The sequence below is a fragment of the Noviherbaspirillum galbum genome, assembly GCF_010974945.1.
Classification (GTDB): domain Bacteria; phylum Pseudomonadota; class Gammaproteobacteria; order Burkholderiales; family Burkholderiaceae_D; genus Noviherbaspirillum; species Noviherbaspirillum galbum.
Map to the genome: position 1 here is coordinate 125,318 of NZ_JAAIVB010000079.1, position 18,181 is coordinate 143,498.

Consider the following 18,181-nt stretch of genomic DNA (forward strand, 5'->3'; position numbering starts at 1 on the left):
GCCTGCCGTCCGAAACCCCACCGCGCGAATCCCCCCGCTCCCCTGAAAATACCCCTTCCAGCCATCGATTTTCTTTATAATCGGGGCACTTTCCACGGGGCTTGCTGACATGAATGTCACACTGATCACTTTCGTCGTGCTCTACCTGCTGGGCACGCTTGGACTGGGTGTGTGGGCGGGAACGCGCATCAAGAACACCAGCGATTTCGCCGTTGCCGGACGCAGCCTGCCGCTGATCATGGTGGTCACCACCACCTTCGCGACCTGGTTCGGCGCGGAGACCGTGATGGGCATTCCGGCCAAGTTCGTGCAGGGCGGCCTGAATGCCATCGTCGAGGACCCGTTCGGCGCCGGCACCTGCCTGATCCTCGTGGGCCTGTTCTTCGCCACCAAGCTCTACCGGCAAAACCTGCTGACCATCGGCGACTTCTTCCGGCAGCGCTATGGCAAGGGCGTGGAAATCTTTTGCTCCGGCGCGATCATCCTGAGCTATCTCGGCTGGGTGGCGGCGCAGATCACCGCGCTGGGCCTGGTGTTCTCCGTGCTGACCAACGGCGCGATGTCGGAAACCGCGGGCATGATCGTCGGTACGCTGGCGGTGCTGATCTACGTCGTGATCGGCGGCTTCCTCGCCGTTGCCTGGACCGATTTCATCCAGATGATCGTGCTGGTGGTCGGACTGTCCATCATCGCCTTCTTCTCCGCCGACCTGGCGGGGGGCGCGGGCAAGGTGATCGCCATGACGAATGAAAAGAACCTCTGGAAGCTGCTGCCCCAGCCCAGCTTCACCGAAATCGCCGGCTTCGTCGGCGCCGGCCTGACCATGATGCTGGGCAGCATTCCGCAGCAGGACGTGTTCCAGCGCGTGATGTCGGCCAAGGATGAAAAGACCGCCCGCAACGGCGCGGTCATCGGTGGCGCCAGCTACATCCTGTTTGCCTTCGTGCCGATGTTCATCGTCTCGTGCGCGGTGCTGGTGATGGGCACCGATGCGCTGGACATCGCCAAGAACGACTACCAGCGCCTGCTGCCCACCTTCGTGCTCACCAAGATGCCGCTGGTGATGCAGATCCTGTTCTTCGGCGCGCTGCTGTCGGCCATCAAGAGCACCTCGTCCGCCACGCTGCTGGCGCCATCGACCAGCTTCGTCGAAAACATCCTGAAGAACCTGCGCCCGCACATGAGCGACCGCCAGCAGCTGTTCGCCATGCGCACCACCATCGTCATTTTCGCCGCGCTAGTCCTGGCCTATGCGATCGCCATGAAGGGAACGGCGATCTACGACCTCGTGTCCGCGGCCTACCAGGTCACTCTGGTCGGCGCATTCGTGCCGCTGGCCATGGGACTGTACTGGAAGCGGTCTACGACCCAGGGGGCGATCTTCTCGCTGGCCGCCGGCATCGGCACCTGGATCCTCTTCTTCCCCCAGGTCAGCGGCCTCGGCGAGCAGTTCCCGCCCCAGCTCGCCGGCCTGGTCGCCGCCTTCGCCGGGATGATCGTCGGTTCGCTGCTGCCCCAGAAACTCAAGAACCGGCACGAGCCGCATCATGCCCATGCGGGCGTCGGTGTCCATTCGCACTCGGCGCACTGAGGACGAAAGCGTGGCGCCCATGCGCGAATCCGGATTGCAGCGGGGCCGCGCCATCCTGGACCGCATGATGGGACGCCTGCTGGCGGCGGCGTCCTTGCTGGTGCTGCCGGTTTCCCTGCTGCTTTTCCTGCAATGGCCGCTGCGGGAACTGGTCCATGCCTGGTCGCGCGAGGCAAACGACCTCGCTCAGTGGCTCTTTGCGTTCTACATCAGCGCCGCCCTGACCTATGCCACCCGTGTGCAATCCCATCCGGCGGCGCATGCCATCGCCCACCGCTATCCCCCGGCGCTGCGCCGCCGGCTGCACAAGGCCGCCTCGCTGCTGGTGCTCCTGCCCTGGTCAAGCTTCATCCTCTATGCCGCCACGCCCGCGGTCTGGCAATCGGTGCTGCAGCTCGAAGGCTTTCCCGAAACCTATAACCCGGGTTATTTCCTGGTCAAGGTCGCGGCCTGGGTGCTCGCGCTGCTGGTCCTGCTGCAGGCGCTGCTCGATCTGTTCGCGCCGGCCGCGCCGGGTGAAGGCGTGCGCGATTCGGGGGAGGGAACATGAGCGAAACCACCGGCCTGTGGATGCTCCTCGGTGTCGCCGTCCTGCTGCTCGCGACCGGCCTGCCTGCCTGGACGGTGCTGCTCGGCGTGGCCGCCGCCTTTTCCGCGCTCGGCATGGCGACCGGCGTGATCTCGATGGCGGTCCTGACCGCGTTGCCGCCCCGTCTCATCGGCCTGCTCGAGCAAGACCTCCTGCAAGCCTTGCCCCTCTACGTGCTCCTGGGAGCGATGCTGAACCGGCTGCCCCTGGCGCGCATCCTGTTCAATACCGGCACGCACGCCCTGCAGCGCACCGGTGCCGGGCCGCAGCTCATGAGCCTGCTGCTCGGCCTGCTGCTGGCGCCGATCAACGGCTCGGTCGGCGCCAGCGTGACCATGCTTTCCCGTACCGTCCAGTCCAGGCTGGCCGCTGCCCGCGTGCCGGCCTCGGCCAGCGCCGCCCTGATCTGCGCCGGCGGCACCTTCGGCGTGGTGATTCCCCCGTCGCTGGTGCTCATCCTGCTCGGCGACGCGATGCTGCGCGCGCATACCGAAGCGGTCAATGCCACGCACCAGGCCGCCCGCATCATCAATACCCAGGATCTGTTCCGCGGCGCGCTGCCGCCGGCGCTGCTGTTCTGCGCGCTGTGCATGGCCGCCGCCTGGTGGATGTCGCGCCGCGGGAAGCCTGTCGCCGATCAGGCGGACGCCGCGCCGACCACCGCCGACCGCCTGACCGCGGCGGCAACCGTGCTCTTCCTCGTCGGCCTGCTCGCCGGGGTCGCCCTCGGCTACTTCTATGCGGTGGAGGGGGCCGCCGCCGGCGGCGTGGCGCTCGCCCTGTACGGTTTCGCTACCCGCACCTTGTCGCGCAAGGTGATGGCGGATGTGCTGCGCGACACCATGGCCTTGTCCGGCGCCCTGTTCGCGCTGCTGATCGCCGCGACCATGTTTACCTTGGTGCTGCGCCTCTTCGGCACCGACCGCTGGATCGCCGACGCGCTCCTTGCCCTGCCGGGCGGTCCGGCCGCGGTGCTCGCCGCCGTCCTGCTGGTGCTGGCGCTGTCGGCGCTGGTGCTCGATGCCTTCGAGATCATCTTCGTTGTCATTCCCATCGTCATGCCGCCCTTGCTGATGCGCCAGCCGGACGCGGTCTGGATGTCGGTGATCGCCTTGCTGATGCTGCAAGCCAGTTTCCTGCTGCCGCCGCTCGGCTACGCGGTCTTGCTCATCCGCCACGACATGGCGGGCGTGCTGTCGATGCGGGCGCTGGCCCGCGCCCTCGCGCCCTACGTCTTCGCGCAGGCGGTGGTGCTGGGATGCGTCCTGGCGTTTCCACAGATGACCCATGTCTTCTCGCCGCCGGAAAGCGCGCCGCAGGAAAATGCGGGCAGCACGGAGGATGGCTGGGAAATGCTTCGCAGGCAGCAGGAAGAGGCCCAGGGCGCGCAAGGAAGCCAAGGAACGCCTGGCGAAGGCAATGCCGTGCCTTCTTTCTCCCTGCCGCCGCCGGAGGGCGAGGCCCGGTAGGAGAAGCGGCCGGCCGTTCCGGGAAGCAGGGCAGGGCTGGCGCCGTGGAGCCGCCCGGAAAATGATGGCGATACGCCAAGGCCGCTCTCTCCGGCCCCGCAAAATCCGCGCTCTCTTCTTCCGATCTTGCCTCGAAGGCATCCAAAGCCTGCCTGAAAGCCTTTATAATTCAGGGTTTTGGATGATTTTTGCGGGGTTTCTCCATGCCTATTTATGCTTATCGTTGCGAGAGCTGCGGTTTCGCCAAGGATGTATTGCAAAAGATATCCGACGCACCGCTGACCGCCTGCCCCTCCTGCGCAAAGGACACGTTCAAGAAGCAGCTGACCGCCGCCGGCTTCCAGCTCAAGGGCACGGGCTGGTACGTGACGGATTTCCGCAATAATGGCGGCGGCACCGCTTCTCCGGCCAAGAACGCCGGCAGCGGCGGTACCGGCGGCGACAGCGCCGCGTCGTCGTCAAATGACGGCGCGTCCGCCGCGCCCGCCACCCCTCCCGCGCCCGCCGCCTGAGCGTGCCGGACCCCGGGAAACCATCTTGAAGCAGGAGGCGCCCGCCGCCTCCCTGAACTGGCTACACATGCGCAAATACTTCGTCACCGGCTTGCTGATTCTCGTCCCCCTCGTCATCACGGCCTGGGTATTGAATCTCATCATCTCCACCATGGACCAGTCGCTGCTCCTGCTGCCGGAAAGCTGGCGGCCGGGCGCCCTGCTGGGCTTCCACGTGCCCGGCGCGGGCGCCGTGCTGACGCTGCTGGTGGTGTTCCTCACCGGCCTCCTGACCCGCAACTTCATCGGCAAGCAGGTGGTCTACTGGTGGGAGCGGCTGCTGACCCGCATTCCGGTGGTCAATTCGATCTACTCGAGCGTGAAACAGGTGTCGGATACCCTGTTCTCGTCGTCCGGCAATGCATTCCGCAAGGCGGTGCTGGTGCAGTATCCGCGGCAGGGTTCCTGGACCATCGCCTTCCTCACCGGCGCGCCGGGCGGCGATGTGAAGAATCATCTCGTCGGCGACTACATCAGCGTCTATGTGCCCACCACACCCAACCCGACTTCCGGCTTCTTCCTGATGATGCCCAGGGCCGATACGATCGAGCTCGACATGAGCGTCGACGAGGCGCTGAAGTACATCGTGTCCATGGGTGTCGTCACTCCCGAACATGCGAAGCCTGCGTCCGCCACCAGGAAGGCCGATCTGGTGTCCTGACCGCGCCACTCAACCCGACTCCGGCCCCGCCCTGCCGATGCAGGGGACCGAAGCACAACAACGTCAATACGGAAAACCATCATGTCTATGCGAACTCATTACTGCGGCCTCGTCACCGAGGCGCTTCTCGGCCAAACCGTCAGCCTGTGCGGCTGGGTGCACCGCCGCCGCGACCATGGCGGCGTCATCTTCATCGACCTGCGCGACCGCGAGGGCCTGGTGCAGGTGGTGTGCGACCCTGACCGCCCCGAGGTGTTCAAGGCTGCGGAATCGGTCCGCAACGAGTTCTGCCTGCGCATCACTGGCCTCGTGCGCAACCGTCCCGAAGGCACCACCAACGCCAACCTGAATTCTGGCAAGATCGAGGTGCTGGCCCAGCAGCTCGAGGTGCTCAACCCGTCCGTCACGCCGCCGTTCCAGCTCGACGACGACCATCTCTCCGAGACCACCCGCCTGACGCACCGCGTGCTCGACCTGCGCCGCCCGCAGATGCAGAACAACCTGCGCCTGCGCTACAAGGTCACGATGGAAGTGCGCAAGTTCCTCGACGCCAACGGCTTCATCGACATCGAGACGCCGATGCTGACCAAGTCCACGCCCGAAGGCGCGCGCGACTACCTCGTGCCCTCCCGCGTGAACGCCGGCAACTTCTTCGCGCTGCCGCAGTCGCCGCAGCTCTTCAAGCAGCTGCTGATGGTTGCGAACTTCGACCGCTACTACCAGATCACCAAGTGCTTCCGCGACGAAGACCTGCGCGCCGACCGCCAGCCTGAGTTCACCCAGATCGACTGCGAAACCTCGTTCATGAACGAGCAGGAAATCCGCGACCTGTTCGAAGGCATGATCCGCGGCACGTTCAAGAACGTGCTCGACGTCGAGCTGCCCAACCCCTTCCCGGTCATGCAGTATTCCGAAGCCATGGGCCTCTACGGTTCCGACAAGCCCGACATGCGCGTCAAGCTGCAGTTCACCGAACTGACCGACGTGATGAAGGACGTGGACTTCAAGGTCTTCTCCGCCGCGGCCACCATGGAAGGCGGCCGCGTGGTCGGCCTGCGCGTGCCGGGCGGCGGCGCTATGCCGCGTTCCGAGATCGACGCCTACACCCAGTTCGTCGCCATCTACGGCGCCAAGGGCCTGGCCTACATCAAGGTCAACGAGCGCGCCAAGGGCCGCGACGGCCTGCAATCGCCGATCGTCAAGAACATCCATGACGCCGCGCTCAACGCCATCCTCGAAAAGACCGGCGCCCAGGACGGCGACCTGATCTTCTTCGGCGCCGACAAGGCAAAGGTCGTCAACGACGCCATCGGCGCGCTGCGCGTGAAGATCGGCCACAGCGACTTCGGCAAGAAGAACGGCCTGTTCGAGGAAACCTGGAAGCCGCTGTGGGTTGTCGACTTCCCGATGTTCGAATACGACGAGGAAGGCGGCCGCTACGTCGCCGCCCACCATCCCTTCACCGCGCCCAAGGACGGCCACGAAGACCTGCTCGAAACAGATCCGGGCAAGGCTGTCGCCAAGGCCTACGACATGGTGCTCAACGGCTGGGAACTCGGCGGCGGCTCGGTGCGTATCCACCGCGCCGACGTGCAGAGCAAGGTGTTCCGCGCGCTCAAGATCGATGCCGAGGAAGCCCAGCTCAAGTTCGGCTTCCTGCTGGACGCGCTGCAGTACGGCGCGCCGCCGCATGGCGGCCTGGCCTTCGGCCTCGACCGCATCGTCACCATGATGACCGGCGCCGAGTCCATCCGCGACGTGATCGCCTTCCCCAAGACCCAGCGCGCGCAGTGCCTGCTGACGCACGCGCCGTCGGAAGTCGACGAGAAGCAGCTGCGCGAGCTGCATATCCGCCTGCGCAACGTCGAGCCGGCGGTGAAGGCTTCCTGAGCCTGCTCGGGACGGCAAGATCGAAAGGGCGCTGCGGCGCCCTTTTTTTCGGCGCGAACAATCCGGGCGGGCTTGGCACTCAGCAGGGTGCGTGCGCGGCATGATTCGTCGCCACGGTCCCGCTTTTCCCTTCTCGCCCGATAACCTATGTCTCCTCTAGCCGGCTCGCTGCAAGTTTCTCCTTCCCTTGACCTCGGCACTTCGCCCGATGGCAGTTCGTCATTTTCCCCGCCGCCCGATGAAGCCTCGCCGGACAATCCGGCATCATGGTTCATGTGGCCGGGAGCGGCATCCGCTCTCCTGCCTGGAATGGAAATTCCGGCGCGCGGCGACTGGAGTTTTCCTACCGAGGGCCACGATGCTGCGCCGGCATTCGAATTTAGCGAACCGGGGACGCAACGCCTTCACGACGACATCGGGCCCCAGCCTCCCGACCTGCCGGCGCACCGGTTCAGGACCTCGCCTTCGCGAACAGGAAAGGACTGAACGCCTTCATCGATACCGTCACCTCGTCGCCGGCGGCCATGCCGGCCACCTCGTCGTCCGAGGCAATCACCTCGACGATGTCCTGGCCGATCAGCAGGGAAACGATCTGCACCACGTCCTCGCGCCGCACCGCAAGCACGCGGGCGTGGACGTTCAGCTTGCCGGACAGGCGCTCCTGCAGGAACACCTGCTGCGGCGTGCCGGTGCGGCCGATCTTTCCGCCATCCAGCACAAGCACCCGGCCGGCCAGCTTGAAGACTTCGCCGACGTCATGGCTGACCAGGAGCGTGGTCAGGCCGAGGCGTGCGTGCAAGGCCTTCAGGTCGTCCTGCAGGCGCGCCCGCAGGGCAGGATCGAGCGCCGACAAGGCTTCGTCCAGCAGAAGCAGGCGCGGCTTTCGCGCAATCGCCCGGGCGAGCGCCACCCGTTGCTGCTGGCCTCCCGACAGCGTGCGCGGCAACTGGCCGGCGAGCCGGTCCAGCGCGGTCATTTCCAGCAACTCGGCGATCCAGCGGTCTTCGCCGCGCGGTGCGCCGTAGGCAATGTTTTCCCGCACGTTCATGTTGGGGAAGAGCGCATGATCCTGGAACACGAAGCCGACCGAGCGCCGTTGCGGCGGCAGGACGACATTGGCCTTCGCGTCGTACCAGGTTTCGCCATCGACGACGATGCGGCCATCGTCCGGCAGCGTCAAGCCGGCGAGCATGCGCAGCAGCGTGGTCTTGCCGGCGCCTGAGGGGCCGAACAGGGCGGCCATGCCGCGGTCTTCCAGCCGCGCCGCGGCGTCGAGTTGCAGGATTCCGCTGGCGCCGGTCAGCGATTTGCGCAGGCTGAACTCAATCATGGCGGCCCGTCTTGAGCCAGCGCTTGTTGACGGCGTGGACCGTCAGCAAGATCGCGAAGGTGACCGCGAACAGCACCAGCGCATGGAAGTTCGCGGCGCCGTAGTTCAGGCTTTCGACTTCGTCATAGATGGCGATGGATGCCACCCTGGTCGCGCCGGGAATGTTCCCGCCGATCATCAGGATGACGCCGAATTCGCCGATCGTGTGCGCGAAGCTCAGCACCACGCCGGACAGCAGCGAGGGCTTGATGTTGGGCAGCAGCACCCGGAACAGGGTGACGAGGTCCGGCTTGCCAAGGGTGCGCGAGGCGTCGCGCAAGGAGGGCGGCAGCGATTCGAAACCGGCCTGGATGGGTTGCACCATGAAAGGCAGGCTGAAGATGACCGAGCCAACCACGATGCCCGCGAAGCTGAATACCAGCTTGAGGTGGAACCACGCCTGCAGCCACTGCCCGAAGGCGTTCTGGGGGCTGAAGGCCAGCAGGAGGTAAAAGCCGAGGACGGAGGGCGGCAGCACCAGCGGCATGCTGACCACGGTTTCGAGGACCGGCTTGATGCGGGTGCGGGTATGCGCGAGCCAGTAGGCCAGCGGCATGCCGATGCAGAACAGGATGAAGGTGGTCAGCGCCGCGAGGCGGAAAGTGAGGAAGAGAGGTTGCCAATCGGGATTCGTCAGCGCGCTCATCGGATGGTCAGGCCTGTTCCAGGGGCATCACGCTCACTTCATTGGCCTTGATGAGCGCCTCGGCGCCGACGCCGATGGCCAGCCCGAGGGCGATCGCCGAACGCGTGGTGATGACCGATTCGATGCGGTGCCCTTCCGCATCCAGCGTCACCCGGGTCAGCAGCTTGCCCGGTTCCAGGGCGGTGACGGTGCCGGCAATCCGGTTGCGCATGCTGATCATGCCGGAGAGATGCCGCGCCAGCGAGACTTCCGCCTCCTTGAACAGCAGCGTCACCGGCATGCCGGCCTGCCAGGTCTCGATCTCCTGCGGCGCGCCGACCAGCATCGCGGTGAAGCGCAGCTTCCCGGCCGCGGCATCGATGAGCGCGATGCTGCCCTGCATGTCGATGCCGATGATCTCGGCCGGAAGTCGGTTCATGGCGTGCCCCGGTCGTTCACATGAGGATGATGTCGTATTGTTCCTGGTGATACAGCGACTCGACCTGCAGCGAAATCGGCTTGCCAATGAAGTCGCCGAGCATTGCCAGGTGCTGCGATTCTTCTTCCAGGAACATGTCGACCACGACCTGCGCTGCCATGATGCGGAACTCGCGCGGGTTGAACTGCTTGGCTTCGCGCAGCAGTTCGCGCAGGATTTCATAGCACACCGTGCGTGCGGTCTTCACCTGGCCTTTGCCGGCGCAGGCCGGGCAGACTTCGCACAGGATGTGCGCGAGCGACTCGCGCGTGCGCTTGCGGGTCATTTCCACCAATCCCAGCGCGGAGAAACCGGACACCGACACCTTGGTGCGGTCGCGCGACAGCGCCTTGTGCAGCTCGGCCAGCACCGCGTTGCGATGGTCGGCGTTCTCCATGTCGATGAAGTCGAGGATGATGATGCCGCCCAGGTTGCGCAGCCGCAGCTGGCGGGCGATGGCATGCGCCGCCTCGAGGTTGGTCTTGAAGATGGTGTCGTCGAAATTGCGGCCGTTGACGTAGCTGCCGGTATTGACGTCGATGGTGGTCATCGCCTCGGTCTGGTCGATGATCAGGTAGCCGCCGGACTTCAGGTCCACGCGGCGGCCGAGCGCGCGCTGGATTTCCTCTTCCACGCCGTAGAGGTCGAACAGAGGCCGTTCGCCGGTGTAGTGCACCAGCTTGGCCAGCACCGACGGCGTGTAGGTTGTGCCGAACTGCTGCAGCATCTGGTAGTTTTCGCGGGAATCGACCTGGATGGTGGCCGTCTCGTCGTTCACGAAGTCCCGCAGCACGCGCTGGGCGAGGTTCAGGTCCTGGTAAAGCAGGTTAGGCGCGGGACGCGTCTTGGCTTGCTGGGTGATCGTGGCCCAGGTTTTGCGCAGGTAGTCGATGTCCATCTGCAGGTCGGCCTCGGTGGCGTCCTCGGCCATGGTGCGGATGATGAAGCCGCCTTTTTCCTCGGGCGGCAGCAGCTTCTGCACCTTGCTTCGCAGCTGTTCGCGTTCGGCTTCGTTCTCGATGCGCTGCGAAATGCCGATGTGCGAATCCTGCGGCAGGTACACCAGCATGCGGCCGGCGATGGAGATCTGGGTAGACAGTCGCGCGCCCTTGGTGCCGATCGGGTCCTTGATGACCTGCACCATGATCGCCTGGCCATCGTAGAGCAGCTTCTCGATGGGCGCCGGATTGCCGCTGGCCCCGGAGTTGTCGTGCGGCCGGGCTTCCCAGATGTCGGCCACGTGCAGGAAGGCGGCGCGTTCCAGGCCGATGTCGATGAAGGCCGACTGCATGCCGGGCAGCACCCTCACCACCTTGCCGAGGTAGATGTTGCCCGCCATGCCGCGCGACAGCGTGCGCTCGATGTGCAGTTCCTGGACCGCGCCTTGCAGCACCAGGGCCACCCGCGTTTCCTGCGGGGTGATGTTGATGAGGATGTCCTCGCTCATAGCACTGGAATGCCGGCTTGCTGGAGCAGCTGCGCGGTCTCGTGGAGCGGCAGGCCCATGATGCCGGTGTAGCTGCCGGCGATGTGTTCGATGAAAGTGGCGGCCATGCCCTGGATGCCGTAGCCGCCGGCCTTGTCGTAGGGTTCGCCGCTGGCGCAGTAGGCGCGCATGGTCTTTTCCGAGAGCGTGGCCAGGCGCACTTCGGAGACCTGCAGGAAGTGCCAGGACTGCTCGTCGCGCTGCAGCGTCGCCGCGGTCAGCACCTGGTGGGTGCGGCCGGAGAGGGCGCGCAGCATGTCCATGGCCTCGTCCTCGTTGGCCGGCTTGCCCAGGATGCGGCCGTCGACCACGACGGTGGTATCCGCCGTCAGCACGGGACGCGGCGTGAGGCGGCGCATCAGCATGACCTTGCTCGCCACCTCCGCCTTTTCGCGGGTGACGCGCACGACATAGTCTTCGGGTTTCTCGCCGGGCAGGACGGCTTCGGTGACGTCGGGGCCGCGCGGAGAGGCTTCGCGCAGCATCAGCAATTCGAATTCGACGCCGATCTGGCGCAGGAGCTCGCGGCGCCGGGGACTCTTGGACGCCAGGTAAAACTTGTGATCAGCGGGTTTCATGAGGTGTTACACCCGATGGTACGGGTGGTTTTGCGTAATCGACCAGGCGCGGTACAGCTGCTCCGCAAGCAGGACCCGCACCATTCCGTGCGGCAATGTCAGGCTTGAAATGCGAACCAGCATGTCGGCCGATGCCTTGAAGCCGGCATCCAGCCCATCCGCGCCACCTATCACGAATGTAACATCCCGTCCGTCTTGTTGCCACTGGGTGAGCAATTGCGACAATTGCATGGTGGTGAGGTCGCGGCCGCGTTCGTCGAGGGCGATGATGCGCGACCCCTTGGGAATCGCGGCTTCGATCTTCGTGCGCTCGGCCGACATGACGGTCTCGGCCGTCTTGCTGCCCGATCGTTCGACCGGCTTGATTTCCTTGAGCGCGATGCGGCATTCGGGAGGCATGCGCTTGGCATATTCCGCGAAGCCGTCCTCGATCCAGCCGGGCATCTTGTGCCCGACCGCGGCAATGACGAGCTGCATCGGCGCCGTTATTCGGCGGTCTTGCTGGCGGTCTTGCGGGGAGCGCGCTTGGCGGCAGGCTTGGGCGCCGCCGTGGTTTTCGCCGCGGCCTTCTTCGGCGCGGCGCTCTTGCGGGCGCCGACCTTGACCACGCCGCCGCTCGGGACGCGGGGCGTCTTCGCCGCCGCTTTCTTGGCGGGGGCCTTGCGCGCCGGCTTCTTCGGCGTGTCGTCGTCGTCGAGCGATGCCTGGGTGGCGCGGCTGCTGACGGTGGCCCGGCTGCGCTTCTTCGGCTCGGTCGCTTCCTCGGCGGCATCCATCGCCGCCTTGGCCGACTTGCGCTTGGCGGCGCCGAGCTTCACTTCCTTGTCGCCCCAGATTTCCTCGAGGCGGTAGTAGTCGCGAATGGCCGGCTGCATGATGTGAACCACCATGTCGCCCAGGTCGACCAGCACCCATTCGCCGGTTTCCTCGCCTTCGATGCTGATGATGTCGCCGCCCTTTTCCTTGACCTTGTCGCGTACCGAGGCGGCCAGCGCCTTGGTTTGCCGGTTGGAAGTGCCGGAGGCAACCGCAAGGCGGTCGAACATCGACGTCAGGTGCATGGTGTCGAAGACCTTGATGTCGTGCGCTTTTACGTCTTCGAGGGCGTCGACGACGACGGCTTGCAGTTTTTTGATGTCCATTCGTTCTCGTATAAGTGATGTTGTTTTATATAGTCTAGCACCGCGTCGGGCAGCAGGCGCCGCAATTGCGCCTGCGCCGCCGCGTCCGGCTTGGCTGTTTCCTGCGGGCCTGCCTGGAGCAGGGTACGGATTTCCGTCGCGGCAACGTCGAACTGCAGCGCCGTGGCGATGTGCGTCAGGCCGTGCGGCGAACCGCGCATCTGGTCGGCGCTGGCTTCGCGCCGGCGGAACTCCCGCGCCACTTCCGCCGGAATGCTGGCGGCATCGAGGTTGAAGCCGGGCCGCGAAGCCACGCAGAGATGGGTCGCGTCGAACAGGCTGCGCCACTCTTTCCAGGTGTCGAGCCGCTGCAGCTGGTCGGCGCCGATGATGAATGCGATGCTCGCGTCCCCGCCCAGTTCCTGCCTCAGTTCGCGGATGGTGTCGATGGTATAGGTGGGCGTGTCGCGGCGGACTTCCTGTTCATCGATGACCACCGGCATCGCCAACCCGCCGAAGGCCAGCCGGGCCATGGCCACGCGATGTTCCGCGCTGGCGCCGAGGGCCGGCTTCTGCCAGGGATTGCCCGCGGGCAGGATGCGCAGTTCATCCGGCACCAGCCACTTGGCGAAATAGCTTGCCAGCGCCAGGTGCCCGGCATGCACCGGGTCGAAACTGCCGCCAAGCACGGCGACGCAGCGCCGGGCCGCGGCCTCCCTCACACCCAGTCCCTGTGTACCAGGAAGTCGGTGTAGAGCTTGTCTTCGGGCGTGCCCGCTTCCGGCTTCCAGTCGTAGCGCCACTTCACCACCGGCGGCATGGACATCAGGATGGATTCGGTGCGCCCGCCCGATTGCAGGCCGAAATGCGTGCCGCGGTCGAGCACCAGGTTGAACTCGACGTAGCGTCCGCGCCGGTAGGCCTGGAAGTCACGCTCACGTTCGCCGTAGGGCGTGTCCTTGCGCCGTTCGAGCAGCGGCAGGTAGGCGGCGATGAAGCCGTCGCCGACGCTGCGCATCATCGCGAAGCATTGCTCGAAATCCAGCGCATTGAAATCGTCGTAGAAAATGCCGCCCACGCCGCGCGGTTCCTTGCGGTGCTTGAGGTAGAAGTACTCGTCGCACCAGGTCTTGAAACGCGGGTACAGGTTCTCGCCGAAGGGCGCGACGCTGTCGCGGCAGACCTGGTGAAAATGCTTCGCGTCTTCCTCGAAGCCGTAGTAGGGCGTGAGGTCCATGCCGCCGCCGAACCACCACACCGGTTCCTTGTCCGGCGCCGTGGCGGTGAAGAAGCGCACGTTCATGTGCGCCGTCGGCGTGTAGGGATTGCGCGGATGCATCACCAGCGACACGCCCATGGCTTCCCATGCGCGGCCGGCGATGTCGGGGCGGTTGGCCGCGGCGGACGGCGGCAGGCTGCTGCCGCTGACATGCGAGAAGCCGACGCCGCCGCGCTCGAGCACATTGCCTTCTTCGAGGATGCGCGAGATGCCGCCGCCTGCGATCGGGCCCGCGCCGGCCGGGCGTTCCCAGGCATCGGTGAGGAAAGTCTTGCCGTCGAGCTGCCCGAGGGCGTCGACGATGCGGGTTTGCAGGCCGAGCAGGTAGGCCTTGACGTCGTCGGGGCGGGGAGAATTGGACACGATGGTTCTGGAATCGGAAATGGAATGGCGGGATTGTAAGCCTGTCGTTCCAGGCTGTCTTGATGAGACGTCTATCCCGCCCTGCCTTCCCCTTGATCAGGCCGGGCGCTTGACCGCGCGCCAGCCGATGTCGCGCCGGAACTGCGCGCCGTCGAAGCGGATCTTGTCGACCGTCTCGTAGGCCTGCTTCTGCGCCATGCGCACGCTGTCGCCCAGGCCGACCACGCACAGCACGCGGCCGCCCGAGGTGACGAGCTGGCCCTTGGACAGGCTGGTGCCAGCATGGAAGACCACGCATTCCGGGGTTTCCTCGGGGATGCCGGTGATGACGTCGCCCTTGCGCGGCACGTCGGGATAACCCGCGGCGGCCATCACCACGCCGAGCGCGGTGCGGCGGTCCCACTCGAGCTCGACCGCGTCGAGCGTGCCGTTGACGGCGTGTTCCATGACGGTGAGCAGGTCGGTCTTCAGGCGCGCCATGATGGGCTGGGTCTCGGGATCGCCCATGCGGCAGTTGAATTCGAGCGTCTTGGGATTGCCCTTGGCGTCGATCATCAGGCCGGCGTACAGGAAGCCGGTGAAGGGAATGCCGTCCTTGGTCATGCCCTGCACGGTCGGGTTGATGATCTCGCGCATGATGCGCGCGTGCAGCGAAGGCGTGACGATGGGCGCGGGCGAGTAGGCGCCCATGCCGCCGGTGTTCGGGCCTTCGTCGTTGTCCTGCAGGCGCTTGTGGTCCTGGCTGGTGGCCAGCGGCAGAATGTTCTTGCCGTCGACCATGACGATGAAGCTGGCTTCCTCGCCGGCGAGGAATTCCTCGATCACGACGCGCGCGCCGGCGTTGCCGAGCTTGTTGTCGGACAGCATCATATCCACGGCGTCATGCGCTTCCTGCAGGCTCATGGCCACGACCACGCCCTTGCCGGCCGCCAGGCCGTCGGCCTTGATCACGATAGGCGCGCCCTTGCTGTCGATGTATCGATGCGCGGCGGCGATGTCGGTGAAGGTCTGGTATTCGGCGGTGGGAATGCCGTGGCGCTTCATGAAGGCCTTGGCGAAATCCTTGGAGCTTTCGAGCTGCGCCGCTTCGCGGGTGGGGCCGAAGATCTTCAGGCCGTGGTCGCGGAAGATGTTGACGATGCCGGCCGCGAGCGGGACTTCCGGACCGACCACCGTAACGGCGATGTTTTCCTTGATGGCGAACTGGGCCAGCCAGGTCGGATCGCTGATGTCGATGTTTTGCAGGCGGACGTCGCCGGCGGTGCCGCCGTTGCCGGGCGCCACGTACACCATTTGCACGCGCTCGGATTGCGCAAGCTTCCAGGCCAGGGCATGTTCGCGGCCACCTGAGCCGACTACGAGAATTTTCATGGGGTAAGGCTCATTGAGTGGCGCCGGTGGAGAAACCTGGCCGGCGCCGGGTACTGATGAATGCAGCGGATGACACGGATGAAACGGATCGGACGGCAGGCCGGACCGGCTTACTCCCCGATGACGGCATTGGTATAGACCTCCTGCACGTCGTCGAGATTTTCCAGCGCGTCGAGCAGCTTCTGCATGCGCTGTGCATCGTCGCCGGTGAATTCGGTTTCGGTCGCGGGCTTCATCGTGACCTCGGCCATCTCTGCCTTGAAGCCGGCTTTCTCGAGGGCATCCTTGACCGCGCTGAAATCGTGGGGCGGGGTGAGGACCTCGATGCCGCCTTCGTCGTCGGTGACCACGTCCTCGGCGCCGGCCTCGAGCGCGGCTTCCATCAGCTTGTCTTCATCGGTGCCCGGGGCGAACAGCAGCTGGCCGCAGTGCTTGAACAGGAAGGCGACCGAGCCCTCGGTGCCCATGTTGCCGCCGAACTTGGAGAAGGCGTGGCGCACTTCGGCCACGGTGCGCACCCGGTTGTCGGTCATGCAATCGACGATGATGGCGGCGCCGTTGATGCCGTAGCCTTCGTAGCGGATTTCTTCATAGTTGGCGCCTTCCAGGCCGCCGGTGCCACGCTGGATGGCGCGGGTCACGTTGTCCTTGGGCATGTTGGCGTCAGCCGCCTTGTCCACCGCCAGCCGCAGGCGCGGGTTGGTGGCGATGTCGCCGCCGCCCATGCGGGCCGCCACGGTGATTTCCTTGATCAGGCGCGTCCAGATCTTGCCGCGCTTGGCGTCGGTCGCCGCCTTTTTATGCTTGATATTGGCCCACTTGCTATGTCCAGCCATGACAGAATTCCCGGAAATGAATGAGGAAGGAGGGCAGGCCTGCCTGGATTCCCGGGCCGCGGTGGCGGCCGTCCCCTGAGAAACCTTGAAGAGGTTCCGGAATCCAATTTTGCAAGCTGTGAAAAGCCCGAAATCAATCTACAATTTTACCATACTGCACCCTCCCCAAAACCCCCGGCCACCCGCTGGCCGCCTTGCCAAAGTCGAGAGAGCATGCCAAATCCCCTACTTATCGCCAAGAACGAACACCAGGATCTGTTCCTGCTGCCCGGTCTCGCCAACCGGCACGGCGCCATCACCGGCGCCACCGGCACCGGCAAGACCGTCACGCTGCAGATCATGGCCGAGTCGCTGTCCAACATCGGGGTGCCGGTCTTCATGGCCGACGTCAAGGGCGATCTTTCCGGCCTGGCCAAGGCCGGCCTGCCGACGCCGCGCATCCAGGAGCGCCTCGACCTGCTCCAGCTCGAGGCGCCGCAATGGGTTGGCTGCCCGGTGACGTTCTGGGACGTGTTCGGCGAGAAGGGGCATCCGGTGCGGGCCACCGTTTCCGACCTCGGCCCCCTGTTGCTGGCGCGCATGCTCAACCTCAACGAGGTCCAGCAGGGAGTGCTGCAGCTCGTGTTCAAGGTGGCGGACGACCACGGCCTGCTTCTGCTCGACCTCAAGGACCTGCGCGCCATGCTCCAGCACGTCGGCGAGAACGCCGCCGACCTGCAGACCGAGTACGGCAACATTTCCGCCGCCAGCATCGGCGCCATCCAGCGCGGCCTGATCGCCATCGAGGAGCAGGGCGGCGACAAGTTCTTCGGCGAGCCGATGCTCAACATCGAAGACTTCATGCAGACCGATTCCTACGGCCGTGGCGTGATCAACATCCTGGCCGCCGACCAGCTGATGAATTCGCCGCGCCTCTACGCGGTGTTCCTGCTCTGGATGCTTTCCGAGCTGTTCGAGCACCTGCCGGAAGTGGGCGACCTCGAGAAACCCAAGCTGGCATTCTTCTTCGACGAAGCCCACCTGCTGTTCAACGAAGCGCCCAAGGCCCTGCTGCAAAAGATCGAGCAGGTGGTGCGCCTGATCCGCTCCAAGGGCGTGGGCGTGTATTTCGTGACCCAGAATCCGCTGGACATCCCCGACACCGTGCTCGGCCAGCTCGGCAACCGCGTCCAGCACGCCCTGCGCGCCTTCACGCCGCGCGACCAGAAGGCGGTGCAGGCAGCCGCCCAGACCTTCCGCGCCAATCCCAAGCTCGACACGGCCCAGGTCATCACCGAGCTCGGCGTGGGGGAGGCGCTGGTGTCCTTCCTCGACGAGAAGGGGCGGCCGAACGTCGTGGAGCGGGCCTACGTCATTCCGCCGGCGTCGCAGATCGGCCCGATCACCGACGAGGAGCGGCGCGACCTGATGGCGAATTCGCTCGTCGCCGGCGTGTACGAGCAGGCGGTGGACCGGGAGTCCGCTTTCGAGAAGCTGCGCGGCCGGGTCGAGGCCAAGATGCCGACGCCGCAGCAGGCGCGGGCGCAGCGACAGGCTTCGCCGGTCCCGCCGGGGGCGCAGGCGCAGCGGCCGCAACAGACTCCGCCTGCGGCAGAGGCGGGCGAGCCGCCCCAACAGCCGCAGGCATCCGAATCCCGCCGGGCTCCGCCGCCACAGCCCGAGCCGCAATACGCGCCGCCGCCCGCCCAGCCGGCCGGACCGTCCATCGGAGACTCGGTGCGCGACATGATGGGGGGATTGTTCGGCGGCAGCGGCATTGCACGGCGCAAGGACACCATGGTGGAAGCCATGGTGAAGTCGGCGGCGCGGTCCATCGGGTCGCAGGTGGGACGGGAGATCATCCGGGGGGTGTTGGGGTCGATTCTCAAGAAGTAGGGAGGGGTTGCGCGCGTTTCTCCGGTGACCCGGTTGCGGTTCCCACTCC

General features: G+C 65.6%; 18 protein-coding genes. 7 read left to right on the forward strand and 11 right to left on the reverse strand.

What is annotated here, in order from left to right; genetic code table 11:
- Positions 1-109: 109 nt before the first annotated feature.
- The 6 genes from G3574_RS25045 to aspS all read left to right on the forward strand — a co-directional run bounded on the left by G3574_RS25045 (position 110) and on the right by aspS (position 6,751).
- A complete protein-coding gene (locus G3574_RS25045) occupies positions 110-1,591 on the forward strand; it encodes a sodium:solute symporter family protein (protein WP_163968288.1) in 1,482 nt (493 codons plus the stop codon).
- Positions 1,592-1,610: 19 nt separating this feature from the next.
- A complete protein-coding gene (locus G3574_RS25050; RefSeq protein WP_163968418.1) occupies positions 1,611-2,141 on the forward strand; it encodes a TRAP transporter small permease subunit in 531 nt (176 codons plus the stop codon).
- Entirely contained in the window at positions 2,138-3,649 is a 1,512-nt protein-coding gene (locus G3574_RS25055; protein ID WP_163968289.1) for a TRAP transporter large permease subunit, read from the forward strand. The genes G3574_RS25050 and G3574_RS25055 overlap by 4 nt, the downstream gene beginning before the upstream one ends.
- 203 nt (positions 3,650-3,852) lie before the next feature.
- A complete protein-coding gene (locus G3574_RS25060) occupies positions 3,853-4,161 on the forward strand; it encodes an FmdB family zinc ribbon protein (RefSeq protein WP_163968290.1) in 309 nt (102 codons plus the stop codon).
- A gap of 67 nt (positions 4,162-4,228) precedes the next feature.
- On the forward strand, positions 4,229-4,861 hold the full coding sequence (locus tag G3574_RS25065) for a DUF502 domain-containing protein (RefSeq protein ID WP_163968419.1): 633 nt from the start codon (positions 4,229-4,231) through the stop codon (positions 4,859-4,861).
- 81 nt (positions 4,862-4,942) lie between these two features.
- On the forward strand, positions 4,943-6,751 hold the full coding sequence (gene aspS / locus G3574_RS25070; protein ID WP_163968291.1) for an aspartate--tRNA ligase: 1,809 nt from the start codon (positions 4,943-4,945) through the stop codon (positions 6,749-6,751).
- A 451-nt stretch (positions 6,752-7,202) separates the two neighbouring features.
- Here the strand turns inward: aspS and G3574_RS25075 are convergent, their stop codons facing one another.
- From G3574_RS25075 to G3574_RS25125, 11 genes are all read right to left on the reverse strand, one after another.
- Positions 7,203-8,081, reverse strand: coding sequence for an ABC transporter ATP-binding protein (locus G3574_RS25075; protein ID WP_163968292.1), 879 nt, complete (start codon positions 8,079-8,081; stop codon positions 7,203-7,205).
- Positions 8,074-8,766: a molybdate ABC transporter permease subunit gene (modB, locus tag G3574_RS25080; protein WP_163968293.1), complete on the reverse strand. Its 693-nt coding sequence runs from the start codon at positions 8,764-8,766 to the stop codon at positions 8,074-8,076. Before modB ends, G3574_RS25075 begins: the two co-directional genes overlap by 8 nt.
- A 7-nt stretch (positions 8,767-8,773) precedes the next feature.
- On the reverse strand, positions 8,774-9,184 hold the full coding sequence (locus G3574_RS25085) for a TOBE domain-containing protein (protein WP_163968294.1): 411 nt from the start codon (positions 9,182-9,184) through the stop codon (positions 8,774-8,776).
- 16 nt (positions 9,185-9,200) lie between these two features.
- Positions 9,201-10,670, reverse strand: coding sequence for a ribonuclease G (gene rng, locus G3574_RS25090; protein ID WP_163968295.1), 1,470 nt, complete (start codon positions 10,668-10,670; stop codon positions 9,201-9,203).
- On the reverse strand, positions 10,667-11,287 hold the full coding sequence (locus G3574_RS25095) for a Maf family protein (RefSeq protein ID WP_163968296.1): 621 nt from the start codon (positions 11,285-11,287) through the stop codon (positions 10,667-10,669). The genes rng and G3574_RS25095 overlap by 4 nt, the downstream gene beginning before the upstream one ends.
- Positions 11,288-11,293: 6 nt before the next feature.
- Positions 11,294-11,764: a 23S rRNA (pseudouridine(1915)-N(3))-methyltransferase RlmH gene (rlmH, locus tag G3574_RS25100; RefSeq protein WP_163968297.1), complete on the reverse strand. Its 471-nt coding sequence runs from the start codon at positions 11,762-11,764 to the stop codon at positions 11,294-11,296.
- 8 nt (positions 11,765-11,772) lie between these two features.
- Positions 11,773-12,429, reverse strand: a complete 657-nt coding sequence (rsfS, locus tag G3574_RS25105; RefSeq protein ID WP_163968298.1) for a ribosome silencing factor — start codon at positions 12,427-12,429, stop codon at positions 11,773-11,775.
- Positions 12,378-13,130 (reverse strand): nicotinate-nucleotide adenylyltransferase, encoded by a 753-nt coding sequence (locus G3574_RS25110; protein ID WP_163968299.1) that lies wholly within the window; start codon positions 13,128-13,130, stop codon positions 12,378-12,380. Before G3574_RS25110 ends, rsfS begins: the two co-directional genes overlap by 52 nt.
- Complete coding sequence (gene hemF, locus G3574_RS25115) at positions 13,127-14,050, reverse strand: oxygen-dependent coproporphyrinogen oxidase (protein ID WP_163968300.1); 924 nt, start codon at positions 14,048-14,050, stop codon at positions 13,127-13,129. Before hemF ends, G3574_RS25110 begins: the two co-directional genes overlap by 4 nt.
- A 96-nt stretch (positions 14,051-14,146) precedes the next feature.
- Positions 14,147-15,421 (reverse strand): phosphoribosylamine--glycine ligase, encoded by a 1,275-nt coding sequence (gene purD, locus G3574_RS25120; RefSeq protein WP_163968301.1) that lies wholly within the window; start codon positions 15,419-15,421, stop codon positions 14,147-14,149.
- A 110-nt stretch (positions 15,422-15,531) separates the two neighbouring features.
- Positions 15,532-16,257: a YebC/PmpR family DNA-binding transcriptional regulator gene (locus G3574_RS25125; RefSeq protein WP_163968302.1), complete on the reverse strand. Its 726-nt coding sequence runs from the start codon at positions 16,255-16,257 to the stop codon at positions 15,532-15,534.
- A 213-nt stretch (positions 16,258-16,470) separates the two neighbouring features.
- Here G3574_RS25125 and G3574_RS25130 point away from each other — a divergent pair, with 213 nt between their 5' ends.
- Complete coding sequence (locus G3574_RS25130; protein ID WP_163968303.1) at positions 16,471-18,132, forward strand: helicase HerA-like domain-containing protein; 1,662 nt, start codon at positions 16,471-16,473, stop codon at positions 18,130-18,132.
- Positions 18,133-18,181: the final 49 nt, after the last annotated feature.